Source organism: Mesorhizobium sp. M0174 (assembly GCF_040322275.1).
GTDB lineage: Bacteria > Pseudomonadota > Alphaproteobacteria > Rhizobiales > Rhizobiaceae > Mesorhizobium.
In genome coordinates this window covers 16,223-42,340 of sequence record NZ_JAMYTB010000018.1, presented here as the reverse complement: position 1 = coordinate 42,340, position 26,118 = coordinate 16,223, and the positions used below count along the sequence as shown (strand labels likewise).

Sequence of the window (26,118 nt, the reverse complement as noted above, 5' to 3'; positions counted from 1 at the left end):
GAGCGGGACGCTGAACAAAACGCGGAACCAACTTGTTACAAATCTAGACACTGACAAGTTCACGGTTCATGCGAGCACGGCCTCGACAACCGCAACAAAGTCATCGAGCGAACGATCCCCACGAATCTCGATGCGCGGAAGGTCGATGGGATCGCAATCGAGGTCCGCCGGCCCGTGTCTGCCGCCGAAGCCGATTCGATAGCCGCACTCCTTGGCCAGCCTGCCAAGCCGTCGGTCGGTGACTGAGAAGGGTGCCGCGAACGCCGCGGTTGGCCGACCGGTCCACCGTTCGATGAACATACGAGAGCGCAGAAGCTCGGCGGCCAAGTCAGAGCTCGACAGACCATCGATCGCGCGATGCGTCGCCAGATGGCTTCCGAAGAAGGCGCCTTCGCCGGCGAGGCGTCGCACCGTCCCGGCGTCCATAAGCTGCGTCGGCGGGCCGCTGTAGGCGTCCCACTGTGCACTTTCACCCACCAAGTCCGTCACCAGGAACACTTCCGCGGTGAGGTCGTTCGCGCGCAGGATCGGCCAGGCATGGTCGGCAAAGTTCTGGAAGCCGTCATCGAAGGTGATGAGCACCGGGCGGCCAACGAAAGGCTGACGGTTGGCGATGAACCATTCCAGCTTCTCGGAGCTAATCGCGTGAAAGCCATTGGCGCGCAGCCATGTCATTTGGCTGGCGAATGCGGCGGGCGTGAGCCGAAAACGGGCGAGCGCGGCCGGACCTTCATCGGAGACGCTGTGATACATGAGGACAGGGATACGCTGCCGCCGCTCGCTACGTGCGACGTCGCGGCGCAAGGCCCGCGCCCCGCCCCAGACGATCTTTCGCGCGACCCCCATATCGATGCGCGCGCGGATTGGCACATGATCAATGACTGGTTCCGTCGCCACGTCGCCTGGTGACAGGCGGCGGAAGCGGTCTATGCGATAGAGCTCGGTCTGGATCGATTGCTCGAGGACAAGACCTTCGGTCCCTGCCAGCGTCTCCGAGATCGCTTGTGCACCGAATGTGTTCCAGTCGAAGCCCGTCCTCTCAGGATTGTCACGTAGCACGAATGCGTGTGCGCTGATGAAGCTGCCGCCAGGCGCCAATGCCTCAACGACTTTCTTGGCGAAGCGTTGCAACTCGGCGAGATCATCCAGGTAATAGAGCACTTCCGAACAGAAGATCAGATCCATCTCACCCGGCAGCGTATCGGCCATGAAATCCAGTACGCCGAACTCAACATTCGGCTGATCGCCGCATCGCGCGCGCGCCCGCTCGATGGCTATGGCGGAGATGTCAGTTGCGGTCAAATGGCTCACGCGCGGCGCCAGTTGCCGCGTGAAGTGGCCTTCCGCACAGGCCAGCTCAAGCGCCCGTCCAATGGGACCGGCAGGCAGAATTTCGAGCTGCCGCTCATATTTCTCCTGCTCATAGGACGAACCGTAATTCCAGGGATCCTCGGTCGCGAAATAGCCATTCCAGAACGACGTGCGATCCTTGTCGTGCCTGGCCCGTGCGCGGCGCAGCGCCGGGGGAGGCTCCGCAGGTTCGGCGCTCGACCGAACCAGCTCCCGCGCTTCCTCGGCCAATTGGGCGAGTTTGCCGAAGTGACTGTCCGGATCGGACCGGCCCTCAAGCCGCTCAGGGGGCACGACATTCAGGATCAATTCGATCCAATAATCCCTTGTCACTGTCCCAAGTACGCCGAATTGCACGACAGCCTCGATCTGGCCATCCATCATCAGATAGGCATAGATTTGATCGATTCCTTCCGGCATTTCGATCGAGGTCGGATTTCGCGCGTCGACACGAATTCCAAGTGTCCGCGCCAGCCTGCGCGGCGCGGCGAGATCGTCGACGTCGAGCAGCATTTGCTCAAGATGATACTGGACGCGGCGAGCCGCGTCGGGATTGTTCCAGACCTTGCCGAGTTCGATGATCAACTCGGTGAGGGAGCCGCCGAACCTGTCCCACCTGGCAGCCAATTGCGCTGGCACCGACAGGCTTCCGACCGCTAGGCCATCGAAGATCACCTTGGCGATCTCTCGCGCCCATTTGCGTCCTGGCGGGAGGGCGCGCAGGGACCGCGGGTTGATCGAGCGCGAGCCGCTGCCGCAATCCGACGCGGCGTTCCACAACGCGAACCACGCGAGTGCCTCGGAGGCGGTACCGCCGTTCGCCTCGATCGCTCCATTGGCGTGAGCCGACGCCGGGTGTTTGACCCTGGGATCGGCGGAAAAGCCGCGGGCGATCACGATTTCAGCATCTGCCAGCATCTGCGTCGAATTGCGGCTGAGCGCGTTGGGGCTGGTCCGATAGAAAGCGAGCGGCTCATCGACCATCACCCAATTTTTGCCCAGACGTGCGAGGCGCTGCCACAGGTCCCAGTCCTCGCAGGTGCGCAGCGACACATCGAAACCGCCCAACTCGACAATTGTCTCGCGGTCGACCAGCAGCGCGTGAATGGCGATGGCACACCTGCGGGCGAATGTCTCGAAGGGCTGGATCGCAACCTCCGTTGCGATGCTCAACGCGGTGAGTTCGCCATCGGGCATCACGCGCCGGGAACCGCAATAGGCGGCCACTGCATCGGGAACGGATTTCAGTGCCGCCAGCATTTTGGCGAGGAAGCTGGCATCCACCCAATCGTCGGCATCCAGAAACATGAGCCAGCGGCCGCGCGCTGTCGAAATCCCGCTATTGCGCGCGCCGGCGGCGCTATACGCGCAAGACCTCAACGTCCGGAATCGGGCATCGTGCTCTACATAACCGGCGATGATCGAGGGGGTGCGGTCCATGGAGGCGTCGTCGACGATGATCGCCTCCCAATCCACTATTTCCTGATCGAGAAGGCAATCGAGTGCGCGCGCGAGCGTTACCTCCGCGTTGTGCGCAGGAACCACGATTGAAACCAAGGGATCATGCGCCACGCCGTCTTACCCGCGCCCGGTCCGAAGGCAGAACAAGATGCGTTGATCTTTCTTGGCCTGCCGGCGAGCGTTGCGCCGACGGTTTGCTCGGCATTGAAAATCGGTACCATACCGCCTTGCGGTAGCATTGTCCTGGATCATCGAGCTTTCGTTTTCTTCGGCAAGAGTCGGCGAATGTCAAAACCGGATGACGGCATCGGATGGCAGCACTGCCCTGTCAAGATCGGGGCGAATTAGAGACAGGCAAAAGACTTGAAGACAGGCTGAATAGCAAGCGTGCATGCCCGACGGCTTGGAGCTGAGGTCGATGCGCCAGGGCATCTCCGCTCTCGCATTTCATCTGCAAAAAGATGATCGCGGGCGAAGACACGAGCGCAAGCTGATCCGGATCGAGCCGCATGTCGAAATCTATCCGAATGGGGACGCACGAACCGACTTGAGCCGAGAAAATTCCGGCTTGCGGGTCGGCTATTTTGCTGACATGTTTATCAGTTTCTAAATTAGCGCTGTGGCAATGTCAAAAGAAGGGGCATGGGATGGCCAAGGAATCTTCGAGTACCGCTTCTTCGGCAAATAAAGCGGACGCAAATCTGACAAGTAATGCAGACGGAAGCGGGCTGAACTTCATGGCGGGCCAGGCTCGCGAGAGCGGGCCTCCCGGCGACGCTGTAGGTGTCGACAAGATACGTGATCTGCTGTTCGGCAACCAGATGCAGGACTATGACCGCCGCTTTTCCAAGCTTGAAGAACGGGTCTTGCAGCGCTTCAAGGATGTCGAATCCGAGGCCAAGCGCAATCTTGAAATGTACGAGTCAAATGCAAAGAAGCAGGTCGACTCGCTTGCGGCGCAATTGCGGAACGAAAAAGACGCGCGAGCCGACGCCGATAAGGAGATTGATCGGAATCTTCGCGAGCAAAATCAGGCGCTCGAAAAGCAGGTGCGCGCGTTGTCGGATCAGTTGAGCGAGCTTGAGCGGGAAGTTGCGGACCGGATAAATCGAAACGATCATTTGCTGCGTGAGGAAATCAAGCAAAAGAATGAAAGCATTCAGATGCTGATGGAGAAAATGTTTTCCGATCTTGGCAATGTCAAGACTGACCGAAATCTTTTGGCTGGCCTGTTTGTCGAGGTTGCAAAATGTCTAAATCAGGATCCCGTCGGCAGCAAGAACAACTCGGAGCGTACCTGGAAAGTGAGTTGATGGGAACTTGACGTCGACTGTCGACCCAATCAGCCTCCCTAAAAGAGCGGCTTCGAACGATACAGAGATTGATCGCGAGGCTCTGGCTCGCCTTTTGATCGAAATTGCCCGGAACGTTGATCCGGACTATCGTGCGCGTCTCGACGGAATCCCAACCGCCGATCCTCGCATGGAAACGCTTCGCCAGTTGCTGGTCGGCCGCGAAATTTCGGAGCTTTCACGAGTTACCCACCTGCTCGACGAACCTGAGCAGCTTGCGGCGGCAGTGGGGGGCGTCCTCCCCGGTGCAGCCGCACGCGCGTCTCATGCGCAACTCGGCGAGGCCCTTGCGCCAGTTGTCGAGAGGGCTGTGCAACGGTCCATCCAGAAAAGCCCGCGCACGCTGACGGATATATTATACCCGGTGTTTCTGCCGGCTATTCGCAAGTCGATCGGCGAAAAGATCGACCAAACCTTTCAGTCGCTGAATGAAACCTTAAGACACATATTTACTTGGCATGGGCTCAAGTGGAGATTTGAAGCTTGGAGAACGGGGGCAAGCTTCTCAGAAGTTGTTCTTAGGCATTCTCTTGTCTATCGTGTAGAACATGTCTTTCTCATTCACCGCAATTCCGGGCTTTTGATCAAGCATGTAACTGCCGAAAACGCAACCAGCGAAGATCCTCAACTGATTTCCTCGATGCTTAGTGCAATTCAGGATTTTGTAAAAGACTCATTTAACGAGAAAGAACAGAGTGGCCTGGACACTATCCGTTTCGGGGAGCTTCGTCTCTGGTCGGAAGTTGGGCCGTTTGCGACCTTGGTTGCGGTGATCCGGGGAAATCCGCCGGAGGAATTACATGAAATAATTCGCGATGTATTGCTTCGCATCCATGATGAATGCTCACAGGCCCTGGAGCAGTTTGACGGCGACAGTTCGCAGTTGGCTGGCGTCGAGACGCAGTTGCAGACCTGCGTTGATCTGAAGCAGGAGGAATCAAACCAGGGATTTCCGTGGCTGGTCCTGGCTGCAGTCCTGCTGGTTTTGATTCCCGCAGGCGGTTGGTTCTTTCTTTCCTGGCAATCCGGGCAGCGCTGGCAGGCGTATGTGTCGCGACTGGGGATCCAGCCGGGCATCATCGTTGCCGACCAAAAGGTGCGCGATGGCCAATTCTATATTACCGGCCTGAGAGACCCTCTTGCCGCCGACCCGCAGTCGCTGTTGGCCGGAACGCAGGTCGATCCCGCCCGCGTTCATTCACACTGGCAATTCTATCAGAGTCTTGAGCCGGAGTTCGTGTTGAAGCGGCTGACGGCGTCGCTGGTTCCGCCGGATTCAGTACGACTTTCGATCGTCAATGATCGCATCGTTGCCGAGGGGGAGGCTCCCGACACCTGGATAGATCGGGCGCGCGCAGCAGCCCAGCAACTTTCGGCAGGTGGACCGGAATTCGATATCTCCAGGGTTCGTGATGTGAGCCCCGAAGCACGCGCGGCGGAGCGCTGGCAGACTTATGTGTCGCGACTGGAGGCCCAGCCGGGTATTATCGTTGCCGAACAAAAGGTGCGCGATGGCCAATTCTATATTGCCGGCCTGAGAGACCCTCTTGCCGCCGACCCGCAGTCGCTGTTGGCCGGTACGCAGGTCGATCCCGCCCGCGTTCATTCGCAGTGGCAATTCTATCAGAGCCTTGAGCCGGAGTTCGTGCTGAAGCGGCTGACAGCGTCGCTTAACCCGCCGAAATCGGTTCGGCTTTCGATCGTCGAGGATCGCATCGTTGCCGAGGGTGAGGCTCCCGACACCTGGATAGATCGGGCGCGCGCAGCGGCCCGACAGCTTTCGGCAGGCGGACCGGAATTCGACATCTCCAAAGTTCGTGATGTGAGCCCCGAAGCACGCGCGGCGGAGCACTGGCAGGCCTATGTGTCACGACTGGAGGCCCAAGCGGGAATCATCGTCGCCCAGCAAACGGCGAGGGGCGGACATTTCTATATTTCCGGCCTGAGAGACCCGCAGGCCGCCGACCCGCAGGTTCTGCTGTCCGGAACAGGGGTCGATCCTGCCCGCGTTCATTCGCAATGGCAATTCTATCAAAGCCTTCATCCGAAGTTCGTGGTGAAGCGGCTGATGGCGTCGCTGACTCCGCCGGATTCAGTACGGCTTTCGATCATCAAGGATCGCATCGTTGCCCAGGGTGAGGCTCCTGCCGCCTGGATAGATCGGGCGCGGGTCGCCGCCCAACAGCTGTCCGCGGACGGACTCTCTCTAGAACTCTCCGAGCTGCGTGAGTTGACCCCTCCGGAACTGACTCATTTGAGGGAGGCTATTCAAACGGTCAGCATTTTCTTCGATTCTGGCAAGGCTGTACCGGGACCAGAGCAACTGCCGGTTCTCGACAAATTGGCGAGTCAGTTGAAGGAATTGGCCACGGACGCCCGCAAGGCAGGGGTAACAGCACAATTCATGTTGACCGGCCATTCGGACGAGACGGGCCGTGAAACGGCCAAGTTGTCGATCAGCGCGGCGCGCGCGGAAACAGTTCGTGCGCTTCTCAAGAAACGCGGCGTCGATCCGGAATTGCTCTTGGTTCGCGGCGCGGGCACCTTTGAGCCAGCGGAGACTGAAAATAGCCGAACCGGGAGCTCCGCGAACCGCAGAGTTTCGGTTACGGTAAACTTCCACTAGGCGGAGCCCAGGATATTGCAAAAGAAGATCTGCATGTTGGGCGGGTTCGCTGTCGGAAAGACGAGTCTGGTTCGCAGGTTTGTGCAAAGCATCTTTTCAGAAACCTACTTGACCACGGTGGGAGTGAAAATCGACAAGAAGAGTGTCGCATTCCCGGACAAAACCGTGGATCTGATTTTGTGGGACTTGGCCGGCGAAGACGATATCGGCTCATTCCGCGTCAGCTATGTGCGAGGTGCGAGTGGGCTCGTGCTTGTCGTCGATGGAACACGCGCGGCTACTCTTGCCGTGGCGCTCACATTGCGCGAACGGGCCGAGGCTGAATTCGGCGCTATGCCGTTTGTATTGCTGTTCAATAAATCAGATCTGGCCGACCGGTGGGCAATATCGGATCGTGAAATTGACGAACTGAGGCAACTTGGATGGCAAATCTATCTAACAAGTGCGCTTTCGGGTGAACATGTTGATGATGCGTTTCGTCAACTTGCTTCGATGGTCAGCAAATAAACCATGCATGTCTTGCCAAGAGAAGTTAGAAGCTGGATTTACGATTTCTTCTACAACGAGCGCTCGGTCGCATATCTAAAAATCGACGCCCAGCTTTGCGTAGCTGCGAAGGGCGGTAACGTTAAACATTACGGACTCTCGTCAGTTCGCATAGGTAAGCTCGTTGCCGAGCAGCTTGAATTCATGGAAGGTTTGTTGCCCTGCCCGGAGCTTCCATTTGATATGGACATGGTCGAACTGCCCGGCGGGCGTGTCGCGGACCTCCATCTTTTTGCTGACAATGCCTGCGTGTGGCTGCTCTTTCTTGACGCCGCTGCCGAACGCGACAATAGGCAGCGGCTTCAACAGAAGGCTTATGAAATGACGCTTCTGCAAGAGAGGGAGCGTCAACTCAACGAGAAATTACAATCGATGAACGAGGCGTTGAGGGCGAGCCAAGAGGGATTGTCGCGTGAATACCAACGCGCCGAAGCCCTACTCCTCAACATTCTTCCGGCGTCGATCGCGGAGCGCTTAAAAGCGGACGAACAAATTGCAGACAACCATGCTGACGTGAGTGTGCTTTTTGCCGACATCGTCGGTTTTACGGAAAGAGCGCGGAGCGTCGGAGCCGTAACGACGCTCGCTATCTTAAATTACTTCTTCAAGGCGGCGGATCTGCTCTCGGAGCAATACGGCTGCGAAAAGATCAAGACAATCGGCGATTGTGTAATGGTGGTCGCTGGCCTGCCCGCCGCGCGATCCGATCATGCGGAAGCCCTTGCGCACTATGCACTTGAACTGCGCAACGAGGTCAAGCGCGAACGCTTCGCAGGAGAACCGATAAGACTCAGAATTGGAATTCACTCAGGACCAATCGTGGCGGGCGTCATAGGCAAAAGGCGGTTTGCCTATGACCTATGGGGCGACACCGTTAATCTCGCCGCACGTATCCAAACGTCCGCGGAGCCCGATGAAATCCGCATTTCGGATGCAACTCATCAACTGCTTGGACCAAATTTTGCTTGCGACCCACTCGAGGAAACGGAATTGCGTGGTACAGGTCGTGTGCGAATGTGGCGGCTCCCGGCCTGATTTGCCGCATGGCAGCGCCGACCCGGAAGCGCATTGCATCTCAAGCAACATCATGGTTTCCAATGTCCGCAGCGGTGCGCGAAGCAGTTGACCACCGAGCGACCGCCAAAGGTCTGTCCTAGTCAGTTCAGGAAATCAGTTCCTGAGGTTTAACGTCGATGCCCAGTTTATAGAACGGCCGGAGACCTGGGCCGAGGTCGGAATGCCCTGCCCCCGCGGCTAAATAAACACCGCCAAGTACCCGGCGCAAGGTCCGGCTCGGAACGATGACGTCTTGCACCGCAACATCGGTTTCTTCAAGGTAAGGCAACAACGGACATAGATGTCGTTGCTTGCCGATTTGACCGGAAGGTTACAGCACGATGCCACGCATCACTCGACGATTGGGGGCCAGGAATCTGGCGCGCCCGGCACGGCGTCTCGGAGACCTGACCGCGATGTTTGCCTTGATTGCCAGGCCGCTCGTCTTTGGGATCGCCCTTTTGTTGGCTGGTCAGGCACAGGCGCAGGCGCCGGCGACGGTCCCGCCTGAAAGGGTCAAACAGCTGTTCGAGCTTCTCGACGATCCGTCAGTGAAGGCCTGGGTGGCCGAACAGCGAAATCAGGACGCCGGGTCAACGGGAGCGCCTGCCGAGCCAGGGGCTTCGCCGACCGACGCATCGTCCGGCGCCGTGGCCGCACCAGGCCCGATGAATACGATGGCATCCTCGACGCTCGATGGGATCAGGCATCATATCGAACGAATCGTGCGAACTTTGCCCTTGCTGCCAAGCCAGTTCGCGCGCGTTCGGGCAGAGACAATGGAGGATATGTCCAGCAAGGGGCCTGCCGGCGTATTTGTGCTGATTGCAATGTTCATCGCTGCCGGCCTGGCGCTCACTTGGGCAACGTACAAGCTCACCCGCCCATTTCGTCTCTGGATTATCGCGCAACCCAAGGATACGCCCGTTGGGCGAGCCAAGAAGATTGGTGGCCGCCTGCTTTATTCCAGCATGCTGATAGTCTCTTTCGCACTGGGCAGCGCCGGCGCATTCATGTTGTTCGACTGGCCGATGCTTATCCGCGAGATTGTACTGACATTTCTGATGGCGGCAGTCGTTACATGGGGTGTGCGCATGTACGTGATGGCCATGCTCGTCCCTTCCTTCATGAACGTCGAGAACGCCGTCGAGGTTCGTGCTTTGCCGATCACCAACGAAGCGGCTGACCATTGGTCCTTTTGGCTACCCCGGATCGTCGGCGTCTTCGCCTTCTTCGGCGCCGCGTTTATCCTCTTGCCAGGTCTCGGCATCGATCAGGACGGAATGATGGTCCTGTCACTGGGCGCCGATTTCGTGCTGCTGTTGCTCCTGCTGCTTGCCATTTGGCGTCGGCCAAGAACGCAGCGAGACGGTGCGCGCCACATCGGTCACACGGAAGCGACATGGCTATTGACTGCTTATTTCGTCGTCCTGTTCCTGCAGCGTATCGCCGGCCTTTATACATACTTCTGGTTCACCTTCGCCGCGTTCTTCCTGCCTTTGGCAATCGTGGTGACGCAGCGCGGGGTTAATTTCGTTCTTCGGCCAGGTTCGGAAGATGTCGGCCGGCCCACGATCCCGGCGGTGACGATCGCTGTCATCGATCGCGGAATCCGAATGATTTTCATCCTGGCGGCGGCTTACCTTCTCGCACGTGTCTGGGGTCTGGACATGCAATCCATGCGGGACAGCGATACGACGACGACGTTCATATTGCGCGGCTTGATCAATGTCGTGGTGATTGCCCTCGCCGCCGACTTCGGCTGGTCGATCATCAAAGCTTTGATTGAACGAAAGCTGGGCATCGAAACACCGCACCCTGTGATCAGCGACGAGGACGTTCCGGTCCTCGATCCGCAACAGGCGCGGCTGCACACGCTCTTGCCGATCCTCCAGAACATTCTGCTCGCGTCGATCATCGTGATGGCGGTGCTTATGATGCTCGCCTCGCTGGGTATCCAGATCGGCCCATTGATCGCCGGCGCCGGCGTCGTCGGCGTCGCCGTGGGCTTTGGCGCACAAACCATCGTCAAGGACGTCATTTCAGGTGTGTTTTTTCTGCTCGATGATGCGTTTCGTGTTGGCGAATACATTTCATCGGGCAATTACAAGGGTACTGTGGAAAGCTTCTCGCTGCGCTCGGTGAAGCTGCGTCACCATCGTGGTCCGCTGTTCACGATACCTTTCGGTGAACTCGGGGCAGTCCAAAACCAGAGCCGTGACTGGGTTATCGACAAATTCAACATCACCGTTGGTTATGACACCGATATCGACTTCGCTCGCAAGCTGATCAAGCGGATCGGCCTCGAACTGGCGGAAGATCCAGAGTTCAAACACTGGGTGCTCGACCCGATCAAGATGCAGGGCGTACAGGAGTTCGGCGAATACGGCATCGTGTTGAGGGTCAAGGCCACAACCAGACCGGGAGGCGCGTTCGGTATGAAACGCAAGTTCTATGTACGCCTCCGCCAGGTCTTCAAGGAGCAGGGCATCGAACTCCCATTTCCGACCGTCCAGGTCCAGGGGCTACAGAACCCACATGGGGCAGAGAATGCGCCGTTGGAGATCACACCCGAGTTGAAAATGGCCGTTGCGCAGTCGCACACTATTCGGCGCAGAAAAAAAGCCAGCACACCGGAGTAGGAAAGCTGTGACACCTGCCGGTCACAGCGTCGCTTTCCGCGCATCGCCCGTGGCAGGGATACTCTTCTATCTTCAACCGTTAAGACGAAAAAGACGGTCACGAGGCAGTCTACAACCAGAGTCCGTCCCGAGATTTACATCGGGCTGCGTAAGTTGATACAGCGGTACGCTCGAGACAGCGCCATCGGCTACCTGCCGCGCGTCAGTCACGCGATAAGGACCGTCCCGCGAGAAGCGGCGCGTACGCGGCGAGCGTGCGGGATACGAACTCGGTGAAGAGCCGCACTCGCTTCGTCTTGCGTGTCTCCCCCTGTGTGAGAAGCCAGAGCGTTCCGTACATGTGCAGGTCGGTGCCCGGCACCCTCACCAGTAGGGGGTCGGCATCTCCGACGAAGCACGGCAGTGTCGTCATCCCGAGCCCTTGCCGTACTGCAACGATCTGCGCCTCGCCGTCCGTGGTCCTGAACGGAACCCCCGTGGTACGAACCTCACCCTCGCTGGCCCAATCCGGGATGCCATGAATGCTTATGACGATCCACCGGATGGGATCAGGCGCGCCCGCACGCCACGCGGCTAGTCGATCGCGAGACATGTAGACGCCGCCGAACAGCTCCGGTCCCTTCAGGCCGTGAAGATTGAGCGGCAGGGTTTTGCGGTCGTAGACGACGCGGATCGCGACGTCGGCCTCCCGGTTGGTCAGATTTGCCAGCTCGCCGGACGACAAGATTTCCATCTCGATGTCCGGATGCAGACGCGCGAAATCGGCGAAATCCGGCATGAGCAGGTGTGTCGCGAGGGGCGGTGCCAGCGTCACCCGCAGAAGCCCGCGCACGCTCTGGTCGCGCCCGAAGACGCGCGTCTCCAGCTGGTGCGACGACGCTTCCATCTGGTTCGCGAGGTCGAGGACCTCCTCGCCCGCAGCCGTCAGGCGGTAGCCCGAAGGCAGCTTTTCGAACATGTGCGCCCCGAGGCGTTCCTCGAGCTGGGCGATGCGCCGCAGCACGGTCGAGTGATTCACCCCGACGCGCTCGGCGGCGGCCCGCACCGAGCCTCCGCGCGCGACGGCAAGAAAATAGCGAACGTCATCCCAGTCGATCATGGTGCAATCCGGCACCGCACGGTGCGCCTTCCAAAGCCCGTATCTAACACATCGAACAGCAGTACGGGCGGTCAATCATAGCTTATGTCGACGAGCGCGGCCCAATTCCGAACGGCGGACATCGATCGTCGCGGCTGGCGTCCCGCCGGATCGATTTTGCACCACCGATGTGCGCGCTTCCGCACTCAACACCTGATGCCGGCGGACCTATTTCGAGGTTCTCGGGGGTGTCCCGGCACAACCAAAGGCGAAGGCCTGGAAGGATAAGTCATGGGAAAGCTTGAAGGGAAGGTTGCAGTCATCACCGGCGGCGCTACCGGCATCGGCCGCGCCGCAGCAAAGCGCTTCATCGAGGAGGGCGCCTTCGTTTTCATCTTCGGCCGCCGGCAGGAAGCGCTCGACGCCGCTGTGGCCGACCTCGGGCCCAATGCCCGCGCGGTGAAGGGCTCGGTCTCCGATCTGACCGACCTCGACCGACTTTACGCTGCGGTGAAGGCCGAGCGTGGAACCCTCGACATCGTCTTTGCCAATGCCGGGGCGGGAAGCCAGCTTCGGCTCGGCGAGATCACCGCCGAGCACATTGACGAAACCTTCGACACCAATGTGAAGGGTACGATCTTCACGATCCAGAAGGCGCTGCCGCTGATGAGCGAGGGCGGTTCGATAATCCTGACCGGATCGAGCGCTGGCACCACTGGCGCCCCGGGGATGAGCGCCTACAGCGCGAGCAAGGCGGCAGTGCGCAACCTCGCGCGGACCTGGGCGGAGGACCTAAAGGGCACCGGCATCCGGGTAAACGTGCTGTCGCCCGGGGCCACTGCGACCGAGCTAGCGAAGGAAGCGCTGGGCGAGGAGGGCCAGAAGGTCTTCGCCTCGATGACTCCGCTCCAGCGCATGGCCGATCCGGCGGAGATCGGGGCGGCGGCGGCCTTTCTCGCGTCGTCGGACAGCAGCTTCATGACTGCCAGCGAGGTCGCCGTTGACGGCGGTCTTGCGCAACTCTGACGCGCTAACCCAGCGCCGTTGAAGGCCGGGGAATCAATACCAACACAAATCGGAGAAGATTATGAGCTACGCAATTGTAGGATTCGGTAAGATAGGCCAGGCCCTCGCCCACGCCTTTGCCCGTAAAAACATCGACGTGACCGTCGCGAGCCGCCGTCCGCCCGAGGCGTTGGCGCCGCAGGCTCGGGCGATTGGACCCACGATCGTCACCAAGTCGCTGCGGGATGCACTCGAGGCCGACACGATCATCCTGGCGGTCCCGTTCGGGGAGCACCGCGAGGTTGCGAAAGCCCTGCCGAGCTGGGAAGGCAAGACGGTCATCGACGCGATGAACCTCTTTCCGGTCCCTGAAGAGCTGGACGGTCTCCCGTCCTCCGCTTTCGTCGCGAAGGCGTTCACCGGCGCCAAGTTCGTGAAAGGGTTCAATCACCTGATTGCGGCCACCCTGGCTGCCGATCCGATCGTCGAGGGCGGCCACCGGGTCGTCTTTCTGTCGAGCGACGACGAGGACGCGACCGCTCCCGTGGCGGCCTTGGCCAAACAACTCGGGTTCGCACCCGTCAAGCTGGGAAAGCTCAACGAGGGTGGCGCGCTGGTGCACGCACGCGGCCGTACTTGGGGCCAGCTTATCTTCCAGGATTTGTTCAAGAAGGAGTGACTATCGACATCAATTGGTCGATTTTCCGCTTCGCAGGCACACGCACATTCGGCATAGCGCCTGATAAAAGACCGTCAGCAGTAAAGCGCATGGGCGAGAGAGACCGTTTCGCGACGGCCTCTCCTACGTCCGCCCCGCCGTTATCGGCCGTCGTCAGCCGTTTTGAAAGCCCCTGAGGTGATCTGCCCTTTTGGGACTAACCGCGCTTAGAGAATTCCTCGGCTGCGATACGAACCGCCTGCTGTGTCGCGGGATAGCCGCTGTAAGGAGTGAGGTTTACGAGCGTTTCCAGGATTTCTTCCCGCGTCGCGCCAACGTTCAACGCGGCGTTGATGTGCACGCGAAGCGGAATCTCTGTCGTGGCAGAACCAACGGCTGCCAGAGCAGCGCAGGCGCTGAGTTCCCGAGACTTCATGTCGATTCCGCTCCGCGAAAACACCTCACCATAAGAATGCTCGACGATCATTCGACCGAGATCAGGTGCGACATCATCGAAACTGCGGACCACGGCATCGCCCGATGAACCGGACGTTTGTGCAAGCGTAGCACGCCCGCGTTCCAACCGGTCTGCGCGGCTCGCGACCACGGCGGGTGGGGGGACGTTTGCCGCAATCGTTGGCGACCCGGCAGCGAACATATCCTTGGCGACGGCGAACGCGTTGAGCGCTGCCGGAAAACCCCGATAGACGCTGAGCTGGATCAGCACCTCGATGATTTCCTCTCGCGTCACGCCATGGGCAAGCGCGCCGGCGAGATGAAGACGGAGCGTCGCCGCACGATTGCCGCTGGCAGCAAGCATCGAGATGATTGTTAACAGTTTGGCTTTTTGTTCGAGGCCGTCGCGCGCCAGCATTTCACCAAAGGCGAACTCGATGGAGAGTTGCGCGAGGTCAGGCGAACCGGCAGCAAAGCCATCGAAATATGCCTGCACATCGCCTCCAGAGAGCCGGTCGAGCGCCTCCAACCCGGCCTGTCGGCGTGTCGATCCATCGCCTGCGGAGGGCTCGATGGGTTCAAAAGCGAGCTTGCGCTCAGCGAACACCGCACGAATAAGGCCGATCGCATTTACCGTTGGCGGGAAGCCGAGGAGCGCTACAGATATAAACATGAGTTCGATGAGCGCCTTTGGCTCGCCGCCGGCGTTGAGAAAGCCCGCCATATGAAACTTCAACTGCGGCTGGGCGCTTCCGTCGGCAAGCAGCATTGAAATAGTGCACAGCTGACGCAATGGGAGGTCGAGACCTGGCCGCGATAGAATGTCTCCGTATGGGTATTCTACGGTGAAACGAGAAAGGTCGACGGATGTCTCGGCAAGACTATTAATCGGCGCGTCGAAATTCTCTCCGCCAATCTGCCGTAAGATTTCAAGACCGCGCGAATAACGACTATCTTGAGATGTTGTTGTCATTGCATATGCCTTCTGATTGATCGTGGCGAGAGTCCCGCCCACGGCGACAAGGGCAGCTCCAAAAAACTCTGGCCGGCGGCGGGTGCGTTGTGCTCGGTTATTGCTGCGTTAGGGCGACACGACATCGGCGATCTCTTTCACGAAGCGTCCCGGACTTGGCCGCGAAACCAAAGAAGGCATCGCGGAACTAGCCATAGTCGAAGGCGCTCGACAAGGAATGCTGGTCGCGACCGCCCCACACCAGGCACAGCCGGATTTGATACAAACCCTCGGAACGTGACCTCTGCAGTCGAGGGTTTGTATCATCGGAGCCGACGCTAATGCCGGCTGATCCCAGTCATCGCGAATTGAGAACTATCGGCTACTTTTGCTGTGCTGGTATCGCCTACAGCGCGATATCCTATCCTACTTTACTCCACAGCACGCCCCTCACTCCCACTCGATTGTTCTTGAATATGGCAACGCATTGATCTAACGGCGCAATTTTTTCTACACTCAATGGAGAACCAACGCAGCGCGCGCTCGGTCTCCCCTTGAATGCCGCTAATCCATGTGTTACATACTGAACCACATGGTTCAGTATGCTCGGACCCGCTTCGATGCCTCGTTCGCCGCGCTCTCGGACGCCACCCGACGCGGCGTTCTGGAGCAGCTCGGACGTGCAGACGCTTCGATCACGGACCTTGCCGAGAAGTTCCACATGACCCTCACGGGCATGAAAAAGCATGTCGGCGTCTTGGAGCAGGCGGGGCTCGTCACCACGGAGAAGGTCGGACGCGTGCGGACCTGCAAGCTCGGCCTGCGCCGACTAGAGGAAGAGGCGGCATGGATCGAGAGGTACAACCAGCTCTGGGACGCACGCTTCGACGAGCTGGATAAGGTTATCGAGGAACTGAAACAGAAGGAGAAGGTCGATGGACGCAGGAAGTGAGAGTGAGCCTACCCCCATGAAGAACCGCACGACGGTGGAACGGAAGTCCGAGCGTGAGCTAGTCGTTACGCGTACCTTTGACGCCTCGGCGCGCATCGTGTTCGAGGCGTGGACCAAGCCCGAGCTGTTCAAGCAGTGGTGGGTGCCGAAGTCGATGGGCATGCTCCTGCGTTCCTGCGAAATGGATGTTCGTGTCGGGGGCAAGTACCGTCTCGAGTTCGAACCCGATGCTATGGTGTTCTTCGGCACGTACCTCGAAGTGACAGCGCACTCGCGCCTCGTCTGGACCAATGAGGAAGATGGTGAGGGTGGGCCCGTGACCACGGTGACCTTCGAGGAAAAAGGTGGCAAGACGCTGCTGGTCCTGCACGAGCTCTATCCCTCGAAGGAAGTTCTCGACGCTGCCGGCACCGGGGCGGCGGATGCAATGGTCGAGACGTTCGAGCAACTGGACGAGCTTCTTATCACCCTGGGCGCGCGCGTGGGACGGTCATGAAGTCGTCGATCTCGCGGTCGGCCGCTTGGCTCTTCACTACGCGGAAGAGAACCCCGACGAGGTCGTCGCCGCCCTCTGCGGACCTACGAGACCATCATCAACCTCATTGACAATACGACCAACCGAGGTGTCTCGTCGTGCGCGTCCGCCTCAACCACCTTTTTGCGCGCCATTCTACGCTGGAGCACTACCGCATTCGGAAACGCATTCTGAGGCCGACGTGCGCGGTGGGCCGCAATCAAATGTCCTCGTCGAGGATAGTTCGGCCGCACAGTCGGAACGGTGGTAGCGCCAGAAGCCTGACCGCCATGCTGATTGCAAAGCTGGCATCGCGCAGGCGGCGAAAAATTCGATGCATTCGTCCCCTTCGTCAGACATTTTCGATCTTGAATATAAAGGGAAAATTCGCCAAGTCGAAACTTGCTCGGTTTCAGAGACTACCGGCATCGATCGATCGAATTTCGAATTGCGCCTTGGCGAAGCATCGTTTGCTCAGCTGCCGGAATACCGTCAACAACGGCCGAATCGCTGCCGTGGGCCCGAGCCGGATTGGACTGCGGACGCACCAGCAGATAGAGCGCGGCGAAGTGTGTGATCATGAGCAAGGGCACATAGACAATCGGGATTACATAAGTGGCGGCCAACTGTCCCGAAAGCGCCGCAAGATTGAACACGGTGCCGTGATAATAATCGACGAAGAGATCGACTATCCCCACAATGTTGTAAGCAAGCACGAGTGGCCAGAAGAAGAAGCGCGCCCTGATCGTGAGAAGCGCCAGGATGGCCAGCAGTCCTGTTGCGAAGTCGCCATATGCGGCGAACTCTGCAAAGCCAGCGGGCAGATCGGGGCCGACAACGCCCGGAAGGATAAAGACCAGCCCAAAAAAGCGGAAAGCGTGCAGGATCGCGATGGCGCGCTGCGCCTCAACGCGGTCCATCGACTTGAGCCTGGGCCAGAAATACACACCGAAGCAGATGAGCCACGGCACGTAGCCCAGAACAAGTTGAATGTCGAAGATCGTTGCCGGTGACATGAAATCTCCTATCGCGACTTGATTCATGCGGCCTCAAGCACCGCTATCAGAATACCGCGCCGTTTCCGCCCGGCTGCGCCGGATTAACTGGCGCAGTGACAGCGTGTGCAGCAGGATCGAGCATGGCACCATGAAGCCGGGGTCAGCACATCGGGATAAGCGCCGGCGCCTGCGCTGTTCAGCACATTCGGAACACGATACCAGCGGGAACAGCGGCGACGGGCATCAGCGGTCCTTCCATATGCTTTCTCAAATCAGATGTTGATTGACGCGGCCTCGAACACCGGAGTCAGAATGCCGAGCTGGCCTTCCATGAGACTTCGCCCCAGCGCCGAGATTCATGCACTAAACGCTGGGTTCACGGTCTGCCGAGTTATTGCTTGGCTGACTGGCTCCCAATAGCAGGCGCAATGGCATCAGCGGACCGACGGGAATGTACTCGTGATCCATCAGATTCTCTTGAGCGAGCGGCAGGGCCTCCATGATCGAACTCGCCTCAGCCACGTCTTTGACGTTCAGAAGGAAGACGGCGCCTCTGCCGTCTTCCCGCGAGTGCCATTCGCGGATTTTGCCTTCAAGATAGAGTTGGACCGTCGCGCGTATCTCAGCGGGTATAGCGGCCATAACCTGCTCGCGCTTCACGCCGGGCTTTGCCGTCAACAGTGCAAACACGCCAGTGGTCGTTGCGGTGGAGGTCTGGGATTGGGTGGGTGACGGCTCGGCCATCGGGAAATCTCCATTCAGGATTTGCCCATCAAATCTAGGATCGCTTCCGGTAAGCGACTATCCGCGATAATATTGATGGGCCATGAAGCAGAACTTCACAGTGAGGCAAGGCGCGCTCGACGGCGTCGAGGCATTCCTGAGCGTTGCTCAGCACCGCAGCTTTCGCAGAGCAGCCGCGGAACTCGGGGTGACTCCATCGGCGATCAGCCAGGCGGTACGCGCGCTCGAGGCGCGCCTCGGCGCAGCACTCTTCATCCGCACAACACGCAGCGTCGGTCTGACCGAGGCCGGCGAACGTTTCTTGTCGCGCGCAAAGCCCGCCTTCGAGGAGCTCGTCGCCGCAAGCGAGGCCGCGCGTGACCTCGGGCAGCGGCCGGCTGGACTATTGCGTCTCTCGGTACCGCGCGCGGTGGTGCCGATCCTGCTGGAGCCACTGATCGCATCCTTCTGCCAAGCCAATCCCGAGGTCGAGGTGGAGATCGCCGCGAGTGAGGAACTGGTCGATATCGCGGCCGGAGGATTTGACGCAGGCATCCGGCTCGGTCAGTTTATCGCAGCGGACATGATCGCGGTGCGGCTCACGCCGCCGTTTCCGCTCGTCGTCGTGGGCAGCCCCGAGTATCTACGCCGGCAGGGGCGGCCGGAGCGTATCGAAGATCTGCGTGAGCATGCCTGCCTGCGCATGCGCCGCTCGAACGGGTCGATCGCGCCTTGGTCCTTTGTCAACGGCAACAAGCCGGTCGAGGCGCTCATCTCGGGACCGCTCGTCGCCCACGACTTTCCCACCGTACTTGGCGCGGCAGTGGAGGGCATGGGGCTCGCGCAAGTGCCTGCGCCGATCTCAGCTGGGCCAGTGAAAGCCGGAAAACTCGTGCGCGTTCTGGAGCGGTTCGCGCCGATAGCGCCGGGCGTGTTTCTCTATTATCCCAGCCGCCATCAAATGATGCCGAAACTGCGAGCCTTTATCGATCACGTAAAGAGCGGATCGGACGCTGCCAACAAAAATCCAGTTCACATCGATAACAAGCGAACAGGCGACGTGAAAGTGCGCTGACGTGGGAAGCGCGGACCAATAGAATTGAGAAGCCGACCTATGGGCCGTCAAAACGTTACAGTCTTGATTTCCGAGGGAAAAATAGCACGAAAATTTTTTGTGCGGTTTCGGCATCTATCGAAGTCGATCGCCTTTCCGGACCCACTTTGGGCAACTCAGGTGGTTTCACAGCGAACGAAGAAAGTACCCGTCACTAACTTTCATAGCACAGCGCGCCACAACGCGACCCGCCGCGGCAGCGTCATCCAGGCGCCATCCCCTCTCCGTTTTGTAGGTGAACTGGATACCGCTGGCAGTGCAAACTGGACACTCCCGGCAGCATAAACTGGACACCTCAAGACCCACCCGCTCCGAGGGCGCGACAGCACGGTTCAAGGTTCAATGCCGCGCCCTCGCTTGCTGAACTTCTTCCCGGAGGGGGCCGGGGGAGGTTGAATAACCTGTGGAAAACCTGTGGGTCTTTTGGGACGGTTTGCGGACCGGCCTGAGCCTGGGAATCGTTTTGCTCAACTGCCCCTTCGAGACGGCTGACCGGCCAAAGACGCCCCTCAGGGGAGATGGGCCCCGCGTTTCCGTGGCACCGGCCCGCAACCTTCATAATATGATGGCCCGCGGCAACCGGAGAAGGGTATCTGTGCCCTCAAACCAGCATCGACTGCTGGGCGAAGATACCCGCCATCGCGCCGTGCGATGATGCCGTGGTGACCGAGGCCATGAGGGGGTTGGCGAGGTCGCCGGCGGCGTAGATGCCGGGCATGCTGGTTTCGCGGCGCTCGTCGACCTTGAGGGCGATGCCGAGGGGCGTATCGACCGTGGCGAGGCCCAGTGATTCATGCAGGCTTGCAGACGGCTTGTTGCGCGGATGGGCGAACAGGATGTCGACTGCGACATTGCGGCCGGTATCGAGATTGACGGTGGCAATATGGCCCCCGTGATGGGCGATCTCGGTGATCCGGCCATAGACGACAGGTATGTTGCGGCGCGCCAGATCGGCCCGGATATCGGGTGGAATGTCGTGACCATCGGCGAAGAGCGTCAACCTGTCGGTCCAATCGTGGAACAGCCTTACCTGATTGTGCGACTGCGGGCCGGACCAGACAAGGCCCCAATGCTGGCCGGCGACTTCAAAGCCGTCGCAATAGGGACAGGGCACGATGGACGTGCCCCAGCCTTCGGCAAAGCCCCGAACATCAGGCATCTGGTCGGCGACGCCATAGCTCAGGATCAGGCGGCGCGCCGCAAGGCTTTCGCCATCGCCAGTGAGGACGGAGAAATCGTCGATGGCGCCGGAGACGCTGTCGGCCCGGGCACTGACCAGTCTGATCGTGGGATAACGCGCCAGCTGCTGCCGCGCCTCGGCCAGGATGTCCAGCGGTGGCTTGTGATCGTGACCGAGCAGGCCATGCGAGTGGCCGGCGAAGCGATTGCGCGGCAGGCCGGTATCGAGAACGGTGACCTTGCGGCGGGCACGGCCGAGCTGAAGCGCAGCGGCGAGACCGGCAAAGCTGCCGCCGATGATGATGACGTCATCCATGGTGATAAACTCCGTGTTGTGGATGGAGGGGGTTGGGCTGGGCCTGGCGCAAAATATCGTCCAGCGATACGCGCTCGAGACGGGCAGCGAGCAGGGCTTCGGCATCGACGAGAAAGTCGCCCATCACTGTGTTGACCGGCCGGACAATGCCGCATTCGATATCGCCGGGCGGCCCAGGGAAACTTGATTTGGAGGACAGGTTGAAACCTACCCATTGGCTTGCACATTTCAGATACTACATGGTATCGTAATGCAAGAATTAGGATACTGTCAAGTACTGGAATTGTCGTGACCGAAAACAGCCAGGGTCGGCGCGGCCGGCCCGCCAACGAGGCGCTTGGCCAAACGATAGTCGACGCCGCGTGCGAACTCTTTGTGGAATTGGGTTTTCAAGCGACGACATTGGACAAGGTCGCCCAGCGGGCGAAAATATCCAAGCTCAGCATCTATCGGCACTTCGAGAACAAGGAGGCGCTGTTCAGCGCGGCCATCGCGGCCCACTGTCATCAGTTTGCACCACAGGCTCTTATTGAAGGTCTCGACGGTTCGGCAGAAGATCAGCTCATGGCGGTGGGATTATCCCTGCTTCGCACGCTGTTGAGCTCGGACGTCCGCAATGTCGAAGCCATGATCATGGCCGACAAGACGAATCAAAAGTCGTTAAGCAGGCTCCATTACGAAGCCGGCCCCGCCTATGTCATCGCCCAAATCGAGGCCCTGTTGCGTCAGTTGCACGCGAAGGCGGTTCTGAACGTGCCCGATCCTCTCCGGTCCGCCCGCTTGTTTGCCGCGCTTTTCAAGGGATCCGATCTCCTGATTATCGCACGCTTCGATCAGGCGAGAGCAGAGGACGACAACGAAATCGAATCCTATTGCCGGTCGGCCGTCGCCATGTTCATCGCCGCGCACGGTGGCAACGACCACGCGGCCGGATAAGCATTTGATTGCTCCGGGCAGCTTGGCCGGGACCGTCGTCCAGGCGCTTCGTAATATTGGGCCGGCGCGCGCGGCCGAGCTTGCACAGATCGCGGCACCTCATCTTTCTCCCAACGATAAAAGACGCTCGCATCTACCGCGGTCCAAGCTCCCGCCTGGATGCGGTCGACGCTTCTCTCCATCGCAGATCCGGCAGCAGTCGGGATAACATTTGATAGGTGATGCGACGGTGCCATCCGACGATATGCGATCAGGTCCGGAACACCGATCGGTACCGCAGCCAAAGCTGCACGCCACGATTTTTCGTTGAGGACGCACCATCGTAACTCCGCCAGGCCAGAAGTGAGAAATCGTCGCCTTATGCTCTTCCCAAAATGGCTGGCCCAGTCATGAGTTTCAGGTCGGATTCCGCGGCGTTTTCCAACATCCATGGACAGGCGTATTAATCTTCGATGCGATCGATGACGCGACCGGCGACATGGACACGAACCGGCCACGCGACCTGCCACCGGTCGCCTCGCTGGAAGAGCACGATCAGGACAGGCTCTCCGTCGATCGCCCCCAACTCCATGGTCCACGTCTCTGGGTTTCGCTCGTATTCGACGAAATAGGGAGAACTTCTGAGCAGGCCGTCGAAGCAGTCGGCGACCCGCAACCGAGCATCGGCGCTGGTGAGGCTCCGCACGCCATCCCAGTCATGGCGGTTGAAGAGATCAACATAGCGCTGCAAGAGCCCCGCGGTGTCGGGATCAAGCGGACGGTTCGGTTCACCGGCAGGTTCAGGGGGCAAGTCGGCGAGCTTCGCCCGTCCGCGGGAGAGCGCGGATTTGACGCCCCCAACCGTCGAGTCCACGAGTTCTGCGGTCTCTTCCAACGAATAGTCGAACACGTCCTTCAGGAGGATGCAGGCGCGCTCCTTGGGCGGCAAGTGGCCAACCAGCCGTTCGATGGCGCGGCGTGCATCGGTCGCTGCCGGCTCTGCAGAGACAACGCCGATGTCGTCCGAATAGGCGTGCTCCGCGCGCTCGCGCACATCGCGTCGCCTCAGAAGGTCGATGCAGCGATTGTGAGCGATGCGAAACAGCCAGGGCTTCAGCCGGCGGACATCGTCGAGGGTCTCAATGTTCGTATAGGCCTCGAACAGCGTCTCCTGCACGAGATCCTCACCGTCCAGGCGTGAGGCCGTCATGCGGGCGCAGTAGCGATGCAGTTGGGCGCGGACGCCTGACACCGTCTCGAGGAAGGCGCGATATCGCGCATCGAACAGGCCGGTCGGTCGCTCGGGCATGTCCTTCAGCTGCCACATCTTGGTTTCAATTTGCCAGTCATGCGACCTCCTGACCTTCAGCGCGTGTTGCCGCGGTTGCGGCCGGACCAAGCTTGGGGCGAACCCATTGAGCCAACCGCGCGATCGCGTCGTCGGCTTCCGGAGCGCGGCCGGCCATCATCTGGAACGAGTGCAGCATCCCCGGAAATACGTCTAAGCGCACCTCGACGCCGGCGGCTTTCGCGCGGTCGGCGAGCGCTCGGCTGTCGTCGAGCAGGGTTTCGTCTCCGCCCACTTGCAGATAGATCGGCGGCAGGCCCTTCAGATCGGCAAAGATCGGGCTGGCGAGTGGATGCCGGGGATCGGTCCCTGCAAGGACTTGCGATACCAGCATATCCACGACCGCCTTCTGGAAGAAGGCGTCCTTCTCGCGGTTGCTTTCGTAGGAGTGCCCGCTCGCCGACAGATCATACCAGCCAGAGATGCTGAGGATCGCGGCCGGCAGCGGCCGTCCCGCATCGCGGAGTTTCATCGTCGCCGCAACGATCAGGCCAGCACCAGCGGAATCGCCTGCAGCTATGGTGTGCTTCGGCGCGACACCCTGCTCGGCGAGCCATTCGAACGCGGTCACGGCCTGCTCGATTTGGCGCGGAAACTTGCTCTGGAAAACGTAGTCGTACGTAGCGAGCAGAGCGTAACAGCCGATCGCCTTAGCAAGGTGTCCGACCATCTTGCGATGGGTCCAGATCGATCCGCCGACATAGCCACCGCCGTGCAGGTAAAGCATCACCCGGTCTTTGGCTGCCGTTTTTGGCTGAACCCACAGCGCGGTCTTGTCGCCGACGTTCGTCTCGACGTAATCGACGCCGCCCGGTTCTGCCGTCAAAACGGACCACTCGGATGCTTCCTGTGGCGATTCTCGACCGCTGCGGAAAGCCTCCGCGAGCGTTTCGTAGTGTATCTTGTTCGCTAGGCTCTGCTTGCTGTTCATTTGTCACGCTCCAATTCGTCCAGGAGGGCGATGTCAAGGATGACCGTGCCCATGAACAGCTAAGACGGATGTACCCAGCGAAAGGATACGTGGCCCCCAGATGCAACGCCTCGCCGGTGGCAGTTGCCGCGGAGCCCGGGTGTCAAACCCAGCAAGGCTAGGCTGCTCCACCCTTCTCTGTGGGACGTTCGTTCCAGACATTCGCCGATCGGCCAGATGCTTCGTCTATGCCGTCGCCGGGTGGCCGGGGGCTGGGACTATTGACTATTATCGCCGAGCCAACATCGCTTTAAACATGCTGCTCGATTCTCTTCTACTCCGCAGTACTCCTCGTCACTCCCACTCGATTGTACCTGGGGGCTTGCTCGTTACGTCGTAGGCGACGCGGTTGATGCCGCGCACTTCGTTGATGATGCGCGTAGCGGCGGCACCGAGGAAGGCCATGTCGTAGTGGTAGAAATCCGCTGTCATGCCGTCGACCGAGGTGACGGCGCGCAGCGCGCAGACGAACTCGTAGGTGCGGCCGTCGCCCATCACGCCGACGGTCTGCACCGGCAGCAGCACGGCGAAAGCCTGCCAGATGGCGTCGTAGAGGCCGGCCTTGCGGATCTCGTCGAGATAGATGGCGTCGGCCTCGCGCAGGATCTCCAGCTTTTCGCGGGTGATGCCGCCCGGGCAGCGGATGGCAAGACCGGGACCGGGGAACGGATGCCGGCCGATGAAGCTGTCGGGCAGGCCGAGCTCCTTGCCGAGCGCCCTCACCTCGTCCTTGAACAATTCGCGCAGCGGCTCGATCAGCTGCATGTTCATGCGTTCGGGCAAGCCGCCGACATTATGGTGCGACTTGATCGTCACCGACGGGCCGCCGCTGAAAGAGACGCTTTCGATGACATCGGGATAGAGGGTGCCTTGCGCCAGAAAATCGGCGCCGCCGAGCTTCTCGGCCTCCTCCTCGAACACCTCGATGAACAACCGCCCGATGGTCTTGCGCTTCTTCTCGGGGTCCGACTCGCCCTCGAGCGCGCCGATGAAACGGTCCGCAGCGTCGACCAGGATGAGGGGCAGATTGTAATGCTGGCGAAACATCTCCACCACGCCTGATGCCTCGTCCTTGCGCATCAGCCCGTGGTCGACGAGGATGCAGGTAAGCTGGTCGCCGACGGCCTCGTGGATCAGGAGTGCTGCGACAGAGGAATCGACGCCGCCTGAAAGCGCGCAGATCACCTTGCCCTTGCCGACCTGCTTGCGGATCGTCTCGACCGCGTGCTCGCGGTAAGCGCGCATCGTCCAGTCGCCCTCAATACCGGCGATGTTGTGGACGAAGTTTTGGAGCAGTCTGGCGCCGTCCGGCGTATGCACCACTTCGGGGTGGAACATGAGGCCGTACATCTTGCGCTCGACATTGCCGAAGATGGCGAAGGGCGAGCCCTCCGATTTTCCGAGCACCTCGAACCCCTTGGGCAGGGAGATGACGCGGTCGCCATGGCTCATCCACACCTGGTGGCGCTGGCCGGGCGCCCACAGGCCCTCGAACAACGGGCTGTCCTTGGCGATCTCGACGAAGGCGCGGCCGAATTCGCGATGATCGGAGCTTTCGGCGACGCCGCCCATCTGCACGCACATCGCCATCTGGCCATAGCAGATGCCGAGCACCGGCACGCCGGCGTCGAAGACGATCTGCGGCGCGCGCGGACTGCCGATGTCGGCGGTCGAGGCCGGGCCGCCGGACAGGATCACCGCCCTCGGATTGATGCGCTTGAACGCCGCCTCGGCCGACTGGAAGGGCACGATCTCGGAAAAGACGCCGGCCTCGCGGATGCGGCGGGCGATCAGCTGGGTAAACTGGCTGCCGAAATCGACAATCAGGACGGTGTCGGGATGATTGGCTGTTTTCATGGCGAGCGTTTAGAGAAAGAAACGAGTCGGCGCAATGGGTTGCGAGGCCT

Annotated in this window: 22 protein-coding genes and 1 pseudogene; 14 read left to right on the top strand and 9 right to left on the bottom strand. The window is 60.0% G+C overall.

Annotated features, from left to right (window positions below; all coding sequences use genetic code 11):
- Positions 1-66 precede the first annotated feature (66 nt).
- A complete protein-coding gene (locus NKJ13_RS24985) occupies positions 67-2,895 on the bottom strand; it encodes a trifunctional glycosyltransferase/class I SAM-dependent methyltransferase/polysaccharide deacetylase (RefSeq protein WP_352778720.1) in 2,829 nt (942 codons plus the stop codon).
- Positions 2,896-3,229: 334 nt separating this feature from the next.
- On the opposite strand from NKJ13_RS24985, the gene NKJ13_RS24980 reads away from it, so the two are divergent.
- The 6 genes from NKJ13_RS24980 (at position 3,230) to NKJ13_RS24955 (ending at position 11,033) form a co-directional block, all read left to right on the top strand.
- Positions 3,230-3,421, top strand: a complete 192-nt coding sequence (locus NKJ13_RS24980) for a hypothetical protein (protein WP_352702003.1) — start codon at positions 3,230-3,232, stop codon at positions 3,419-3,421.
- A gap of 37 nt (positions 3,422-3,458) precedes the next feature.
- Positions 3,459-4,124 carry a DUF3450 domain-containing protein gene (locus NKJ13_RS24975; RefSeq protein WP_352506856.1) on the top strand — a complete coding sequence of 222 codons (666 nt, stop codon included), beginning with the start codon at positions 3,459-3,461 and terminating at the stop codon, positions 4,122-4,124.
- Positions 4,125-4,218: 94 nt separating this feature from the next.
- Positions 4,219-6,789, top strand: coding sequence for an OmpA family protein (locus tag NKJ13_RS24970; RefSeq protein ID WP_352506857.1), 2,571 nt, complete (start codon positions 4,219-4,221; stop codon positions 6,787-6,789).
- A 15-nt stretch (positions 6,790-6,804) separates the two neighbouring features.
- Positions 6,805-7,296, top strand: coding sequence for a Rab family GTPase (locus NKJ13_RS24965; RefSeq protein ID WP_352737282.1), 492 nt, complete (start codon positions 6,805-6,807; stop codon positions 7,294-7,296).
- A 3-nt stretch (positions 7,297-7,299) separates the two neighbouring features.
- Positions 7,300-8,370, top strand: coding sequence for an adenylate/guanylate cyclase domain-containing protein (locus NKJ13_RS24960; protein WP_352737283.1), 1,071 nt, complete (start codon positions 7,300-7,302; stop codon positions 8,368-8,370).
- A gap of 362 nt (positions 8,371-8,732) precedes the next feature.
- Positions 8,733-11,033: a mechanosensitive ion channel family protein gene (locus NKJ13_RS24955; protein WP_352737284.1), complete on the top strand. Its 2,301-nt coding sequence runs from the start codon at positions 8,733-8,735 to the stop codon at positions 11,031-11,033.
- Positions 11,034-11,235: 202 nt separating this feature from the next.
- On the opposite strand, the gene NKJ13_RS24950 is transcribed toward NKJ13_RS24955, so the two are convergent.
- Entirely contained in the window at positions 11,236-12,132 is an 897-nt protein-coding gene (locus NKJ13_RS24950) for a LysR family transcriptional regulator (protein WP_352737285.1), read from the bottom strand.
- Positions 12,133-12,402: 270 nt separating this feature from the next.
- Between NKJ13_RS24950 and NKJ13_RS24945 the strand changes: the two genes are divergently transcribed.
- Positions 12,403-13,137, top strand: a complete 735-nt coding sequence (locus NKJ13_RS24945) for an SDR family NAD(P)-dependent oxidoreductase (RefSeq protein ID WP_352473458.1) — start codon at positions 12,403-12,405, stop codon at positions 13,135-13,137.
- Positions 13,138-13,198: 61 nt separating this feature from the next.
- Complete coding sequence (locus NKJ13_RS24940; RefSeq protein ID WP_352645096.1) at positions 13,199-13,795, top strand: NADPH-dependent F420 reductase; 597 nt, start codon at positions 13,199-13,201, stop codon at positions 13,793-13,795.
- Positions 13,796-13,991: 196 nt separating this feature from the next.
- Here the strand turns inward: NKJ13_RS24940 and NKJ13_RS24935 are convergent, their stop codons facing one another.
- Positions 13,992-15,203 carry a carboxymuconolactone decarboxylase family protein gene (locus tag NKJ13_RS24935; RefSeq protein ID WP_352737286.1) on the bottom strand — a complete coding sequence of 404 codons (1,212 nt, stop codon included), beginning with the start codon at positions 15,201-15,203 and terminating at the stop codon, positions 13,992-13,994.
- Between the two features lie 571 nt (positions 15,204-15,774).
- Here NKJ13_RS24935 and NKJ13_RS24930 point away from each other — a divergent pair.
- Both NKJ13_RS24930 and NKJ13_RS24925 read left to right on the top strand, forming a co-directional pair.
- Entirely contained in the window at positions 15,775-16,134 is a 360-nt protein-coding gene (locus tag NKJ13_RS24930; RefSeq protein WP_352506866.1) for an ArsR/SmtB family transcription factor, read from the top strand.
- A gap of 16 nt (positions 16,135-16,150) precedes the next feature.
- Entirely contained in the window at positions 16,151-16,630 is a 480-nt protein-coding gene (locus tag NKJ13_RS24925; RefSeq protein ID WP_352737287.1) for an SRPBCC domain-containing protein, read from the top strand.
- Positions 16,631-17,067: 437 nt separating this feature from the next.
- On the opposite strand, the gene NKJ13_RS24920 is transcribed toward NKJ13_RS24925, so the two are convergent.
- Positions 17,068-17,664, bottom strand: a complete 597-nt coding sequence (locus tag NKJ13_RS24920; protein WP_352506868.1) for a DUF8737 domain-containing protein — start codon at positions 17,662-17,664, stop codon at positions 17,068-17,070.
- Positions 17,665-18,009: 345 nt separating this feature from the next.
- Positions 18,010-18,390, bottom strand: coding sequence for a hypothetical protein (locus NKJ13_RS24915; protein WP_352702016.1), 381 nt, complete (start codon positions 18,388-18,390; stop codon positions 18,010-18,012).
- 82 nt (positions 18,391-18,472) lie between these two features.
- Here NKJ13_RS24915 and NKJ13_RS24910 point away from each other — a divergent pair, with 82 nt between their 5' ends.
- A complete protein-coding gene (locus NKJ13_RS24910) occupies positions 18,473-19,444 on the top strand; it encodes a LysR family transcriptional regulator (protein WP_352506870.1) in 972 nt (323 codons plus the stop codon).
- Positions 19,445-20,084: 640 nt separating this feature from the next.
- Here the strand turns inward: NKJ13_RS24910 and NKJ13_RS24905 are convergent.
- Positions 20,085-20,978: an NAD(P)/FAD-dependent oxidoreductase gene (locus tag NKJ13_RS24905; RefSeq protein ID WP_352737288.1), complete on the bottom strand. Its 894-nt coding sequence runs from the start codon at positions 20,976-20,978 to the stop codon at positions 20,085-20,087.
- Here NKJ13_RS24905 and NKJ13_RS24900 point away from each other — a divergent pair.
- The 3 genes and pseudogenes from NKJ13_RS24900 to NKJ13_RS24890 form a co-directional block, all read left to right on the top strand.
- Positions 20,977-21,165, top strand: coding sequence for a hypothetical protein (locus NKJ13_RS24900; RefSeq protein ID WP_352688513.1), 189 nt, complete (start codon positions 20,977-20,979; stop codon positions 21,163-21,165). The genes NKJ13_RS24905 and NKJ13_RS24900 overlap by 2 nt on opposite strands.
- Before the next feature lie 101 nt (positions 21,166-21,266).
- Positions 21,267-21,914 carry a TetR/AcrR family transcriptional regulator gene (locus tag NKJ13_RS24895; protein WP_352737289.1) on the top strand — a complete coding sequence of 216 codons (648 nt, stop codon included), beginning with the start codon at positions 21,267-21,269 and terminating at the stop codon, positions 21,912-21,914.
- Positions 21,913-22,136 (top strand): annotated as a pseudogene (locus NKJ13_RS24890) (hypothetical protein); the annotation flags it as partial. The gene NKJ13_RS24895 and the pseudogene NKJ13_RS24890, both read left to right, overlap by 2 nt.
- A gap of 220 nt (positions 22,137-22,356) precedes the next feature.
- On the opposite strand, the gene NKJ13_RS24885 reads toward NKJ13_RS24890, so the two are convergent.
- From NKJ13_RS24885 to guaA, 3 genes are all read right to left on the bottom strand, one after another.
- Complete coding sequence (locus NKJ13_RS24885; protein ID WP_352737290.1) at positions 22,357-23,220, bottom strand: sigma-70 family RNA polymerase sigma factor; 864 nt, start codon at positions 23,218-23,220, stop codon at positions 22,357-22,359.
- Between the two features lie 19 nt (positions 23,221-23,239).
- Positions 23,240-24,172 carry an alpha/beta hydrolase gene (locus NKJ13_RS24880; RefSeq protein ID WP_352737291.1) on the bottom strand — a complete coding sequence of 311 codons (933 nt, stop codon included), beginning with the start codon at positions 24,170-24,172 and terminating at the stop codon, positions 23,240-23,242.
- A 333-nt stretch (positions 24,173-24,505) separates the two neighbouring features.
- On the bottom strand, positions 24,506-26,068 hold the full coding sequence (gene guaA, locus NKJ13_RS24875; protein ID WP_352737292.1) for a glutamine-hydrolyzing GMP synthase: 1,563 nt from the start codon (positions 26,066-26,068) through the stop codon (positions 24,506-24,508).
- Positions 26,069-26,118 lie beyond the last annotated feature (50 nt).

Coding starts and splice junctions, on each gene's coding strand:
- NKJ13_RS24980 (WP_352702003.1), top strand. CDS start 3,230: ATGCGCCAGGGCATCTCCGCTCTCGCATTTCATCTGCAAAAAGATGAT.
- NKJ13_RS24975 (WP_352506856.1), top strand. CDS start 3,459: ATGGCCAAGGAATCTTCGAGTACCGCTTCTTCGGCAAATAAAGCGGAC.
- NKJ13_RS24960 (WP_352737283.1), top strand. CDS start 7,300: ATGCATGTCTTGCCAAGAGAAGTTAGAAGCTGGATTTACGATTTCTTC.
- NKJ13_RS24955 (WP_352737284.1), top strand. CDS start 8,733: ATGCCACGCATCACTCGACGATTGGGGGCCAGGAATCTGGCGCGCCCG.
- NKJ13_RS24950 (WP_352737285.1), bottom strand. CDS start 12,132: ATGATCGACTGGGATGACGTTCGCTATTTTCTTGCCGTCGCGCGCGGA.
- NKJ13_RS24945 (WP_352473458.1), top strand. CDS start 12,403: ATGGGAAAGCTTGAAGGGAAGGTTGCAGTCATCACCGGCGGCGCTACC.
- NKJ13_RS24940 (WP_352645096.1), top strand. CDS start 13,199: ATGAGCTACGCAATTGTAGGATTCGGTAAGATAGGCCAGGCCCTCGCC.
- NKJ13_RS24935 (WP_352737286.1), bottom strand. CDS start 15,203: ATGACAACAACATCTCAAGATAGTCGTTATTCGCGCGGTCTTGAAATC.
- NKJ13_RS24930 (WP_352506866.1), top strand. CDS start 15,775: ATGGTTCAGTATGCTCGGACCCGCTTCGATGCCTCGTTCGCCGCGCTC.
- NKJ13_RS24925 (WP_352737287.1), top strand. CDS start 16,151: ATGAAGAACCGCACGACGGTGGAACGGAAGTCCGAGCGTGAGCTAGTC.
- NKJ13_RS24920 (WP_352506868.1), bottom strand. CDS start 17,664: ATGTCACCGGCAACGATCTTCGACATTCAACTTGTTCTGGGCTACGTG.
- NKJ13_RS24915 (WP_352702016.1), bottom strand. CDS start 18,390: ATGGCCGAGCCGTCACCCACCCAATCCCAGACCTCCACCGCAACGACC.
- NKJ13_RS24910 (WP_352506870.1), top strand. CDS start 18,473: ATGAAGCAGAACTTCACAGTGAGGCAAGGCGCGCTCGACGGCGTCGAG.
- NKJ13_RS24900 (WP_352688513.1), top strand. CDS start 20,977: ATGGTGATAAACTCCGTGTTGTGGATGGAGGGGGTTGGGCTGGGCCTG.
- NKJ13_RS24905 (WP_352737288.1), bottom strand. CDS start 20,978: ATGGATGACGTCATCATCATCGGCGGCAGCTTTGCCGGTCTCGCCGCT.
- NKJ13_RS24885 (WP_352737290.1), bottom strand. CDS start 23,220: ATGTGGCAGCTGAAGGACATGCCCGAGCGACCGACCGGCCTGTTCGAT.
- NKJ13_RS24880 (WP_352737291.1), bottom strand. CDS start 24,172: ATGAACAGCAAGCAGAGCCTAGCGAACAAGATACACTACGAAACGCTC.
- guaA (WP_352737292.1), bottom strand. CDS start 26,068: ATGAAAACAGCCAATCATCCCGACACCGTCCTGATTGTCGATTTCGGC.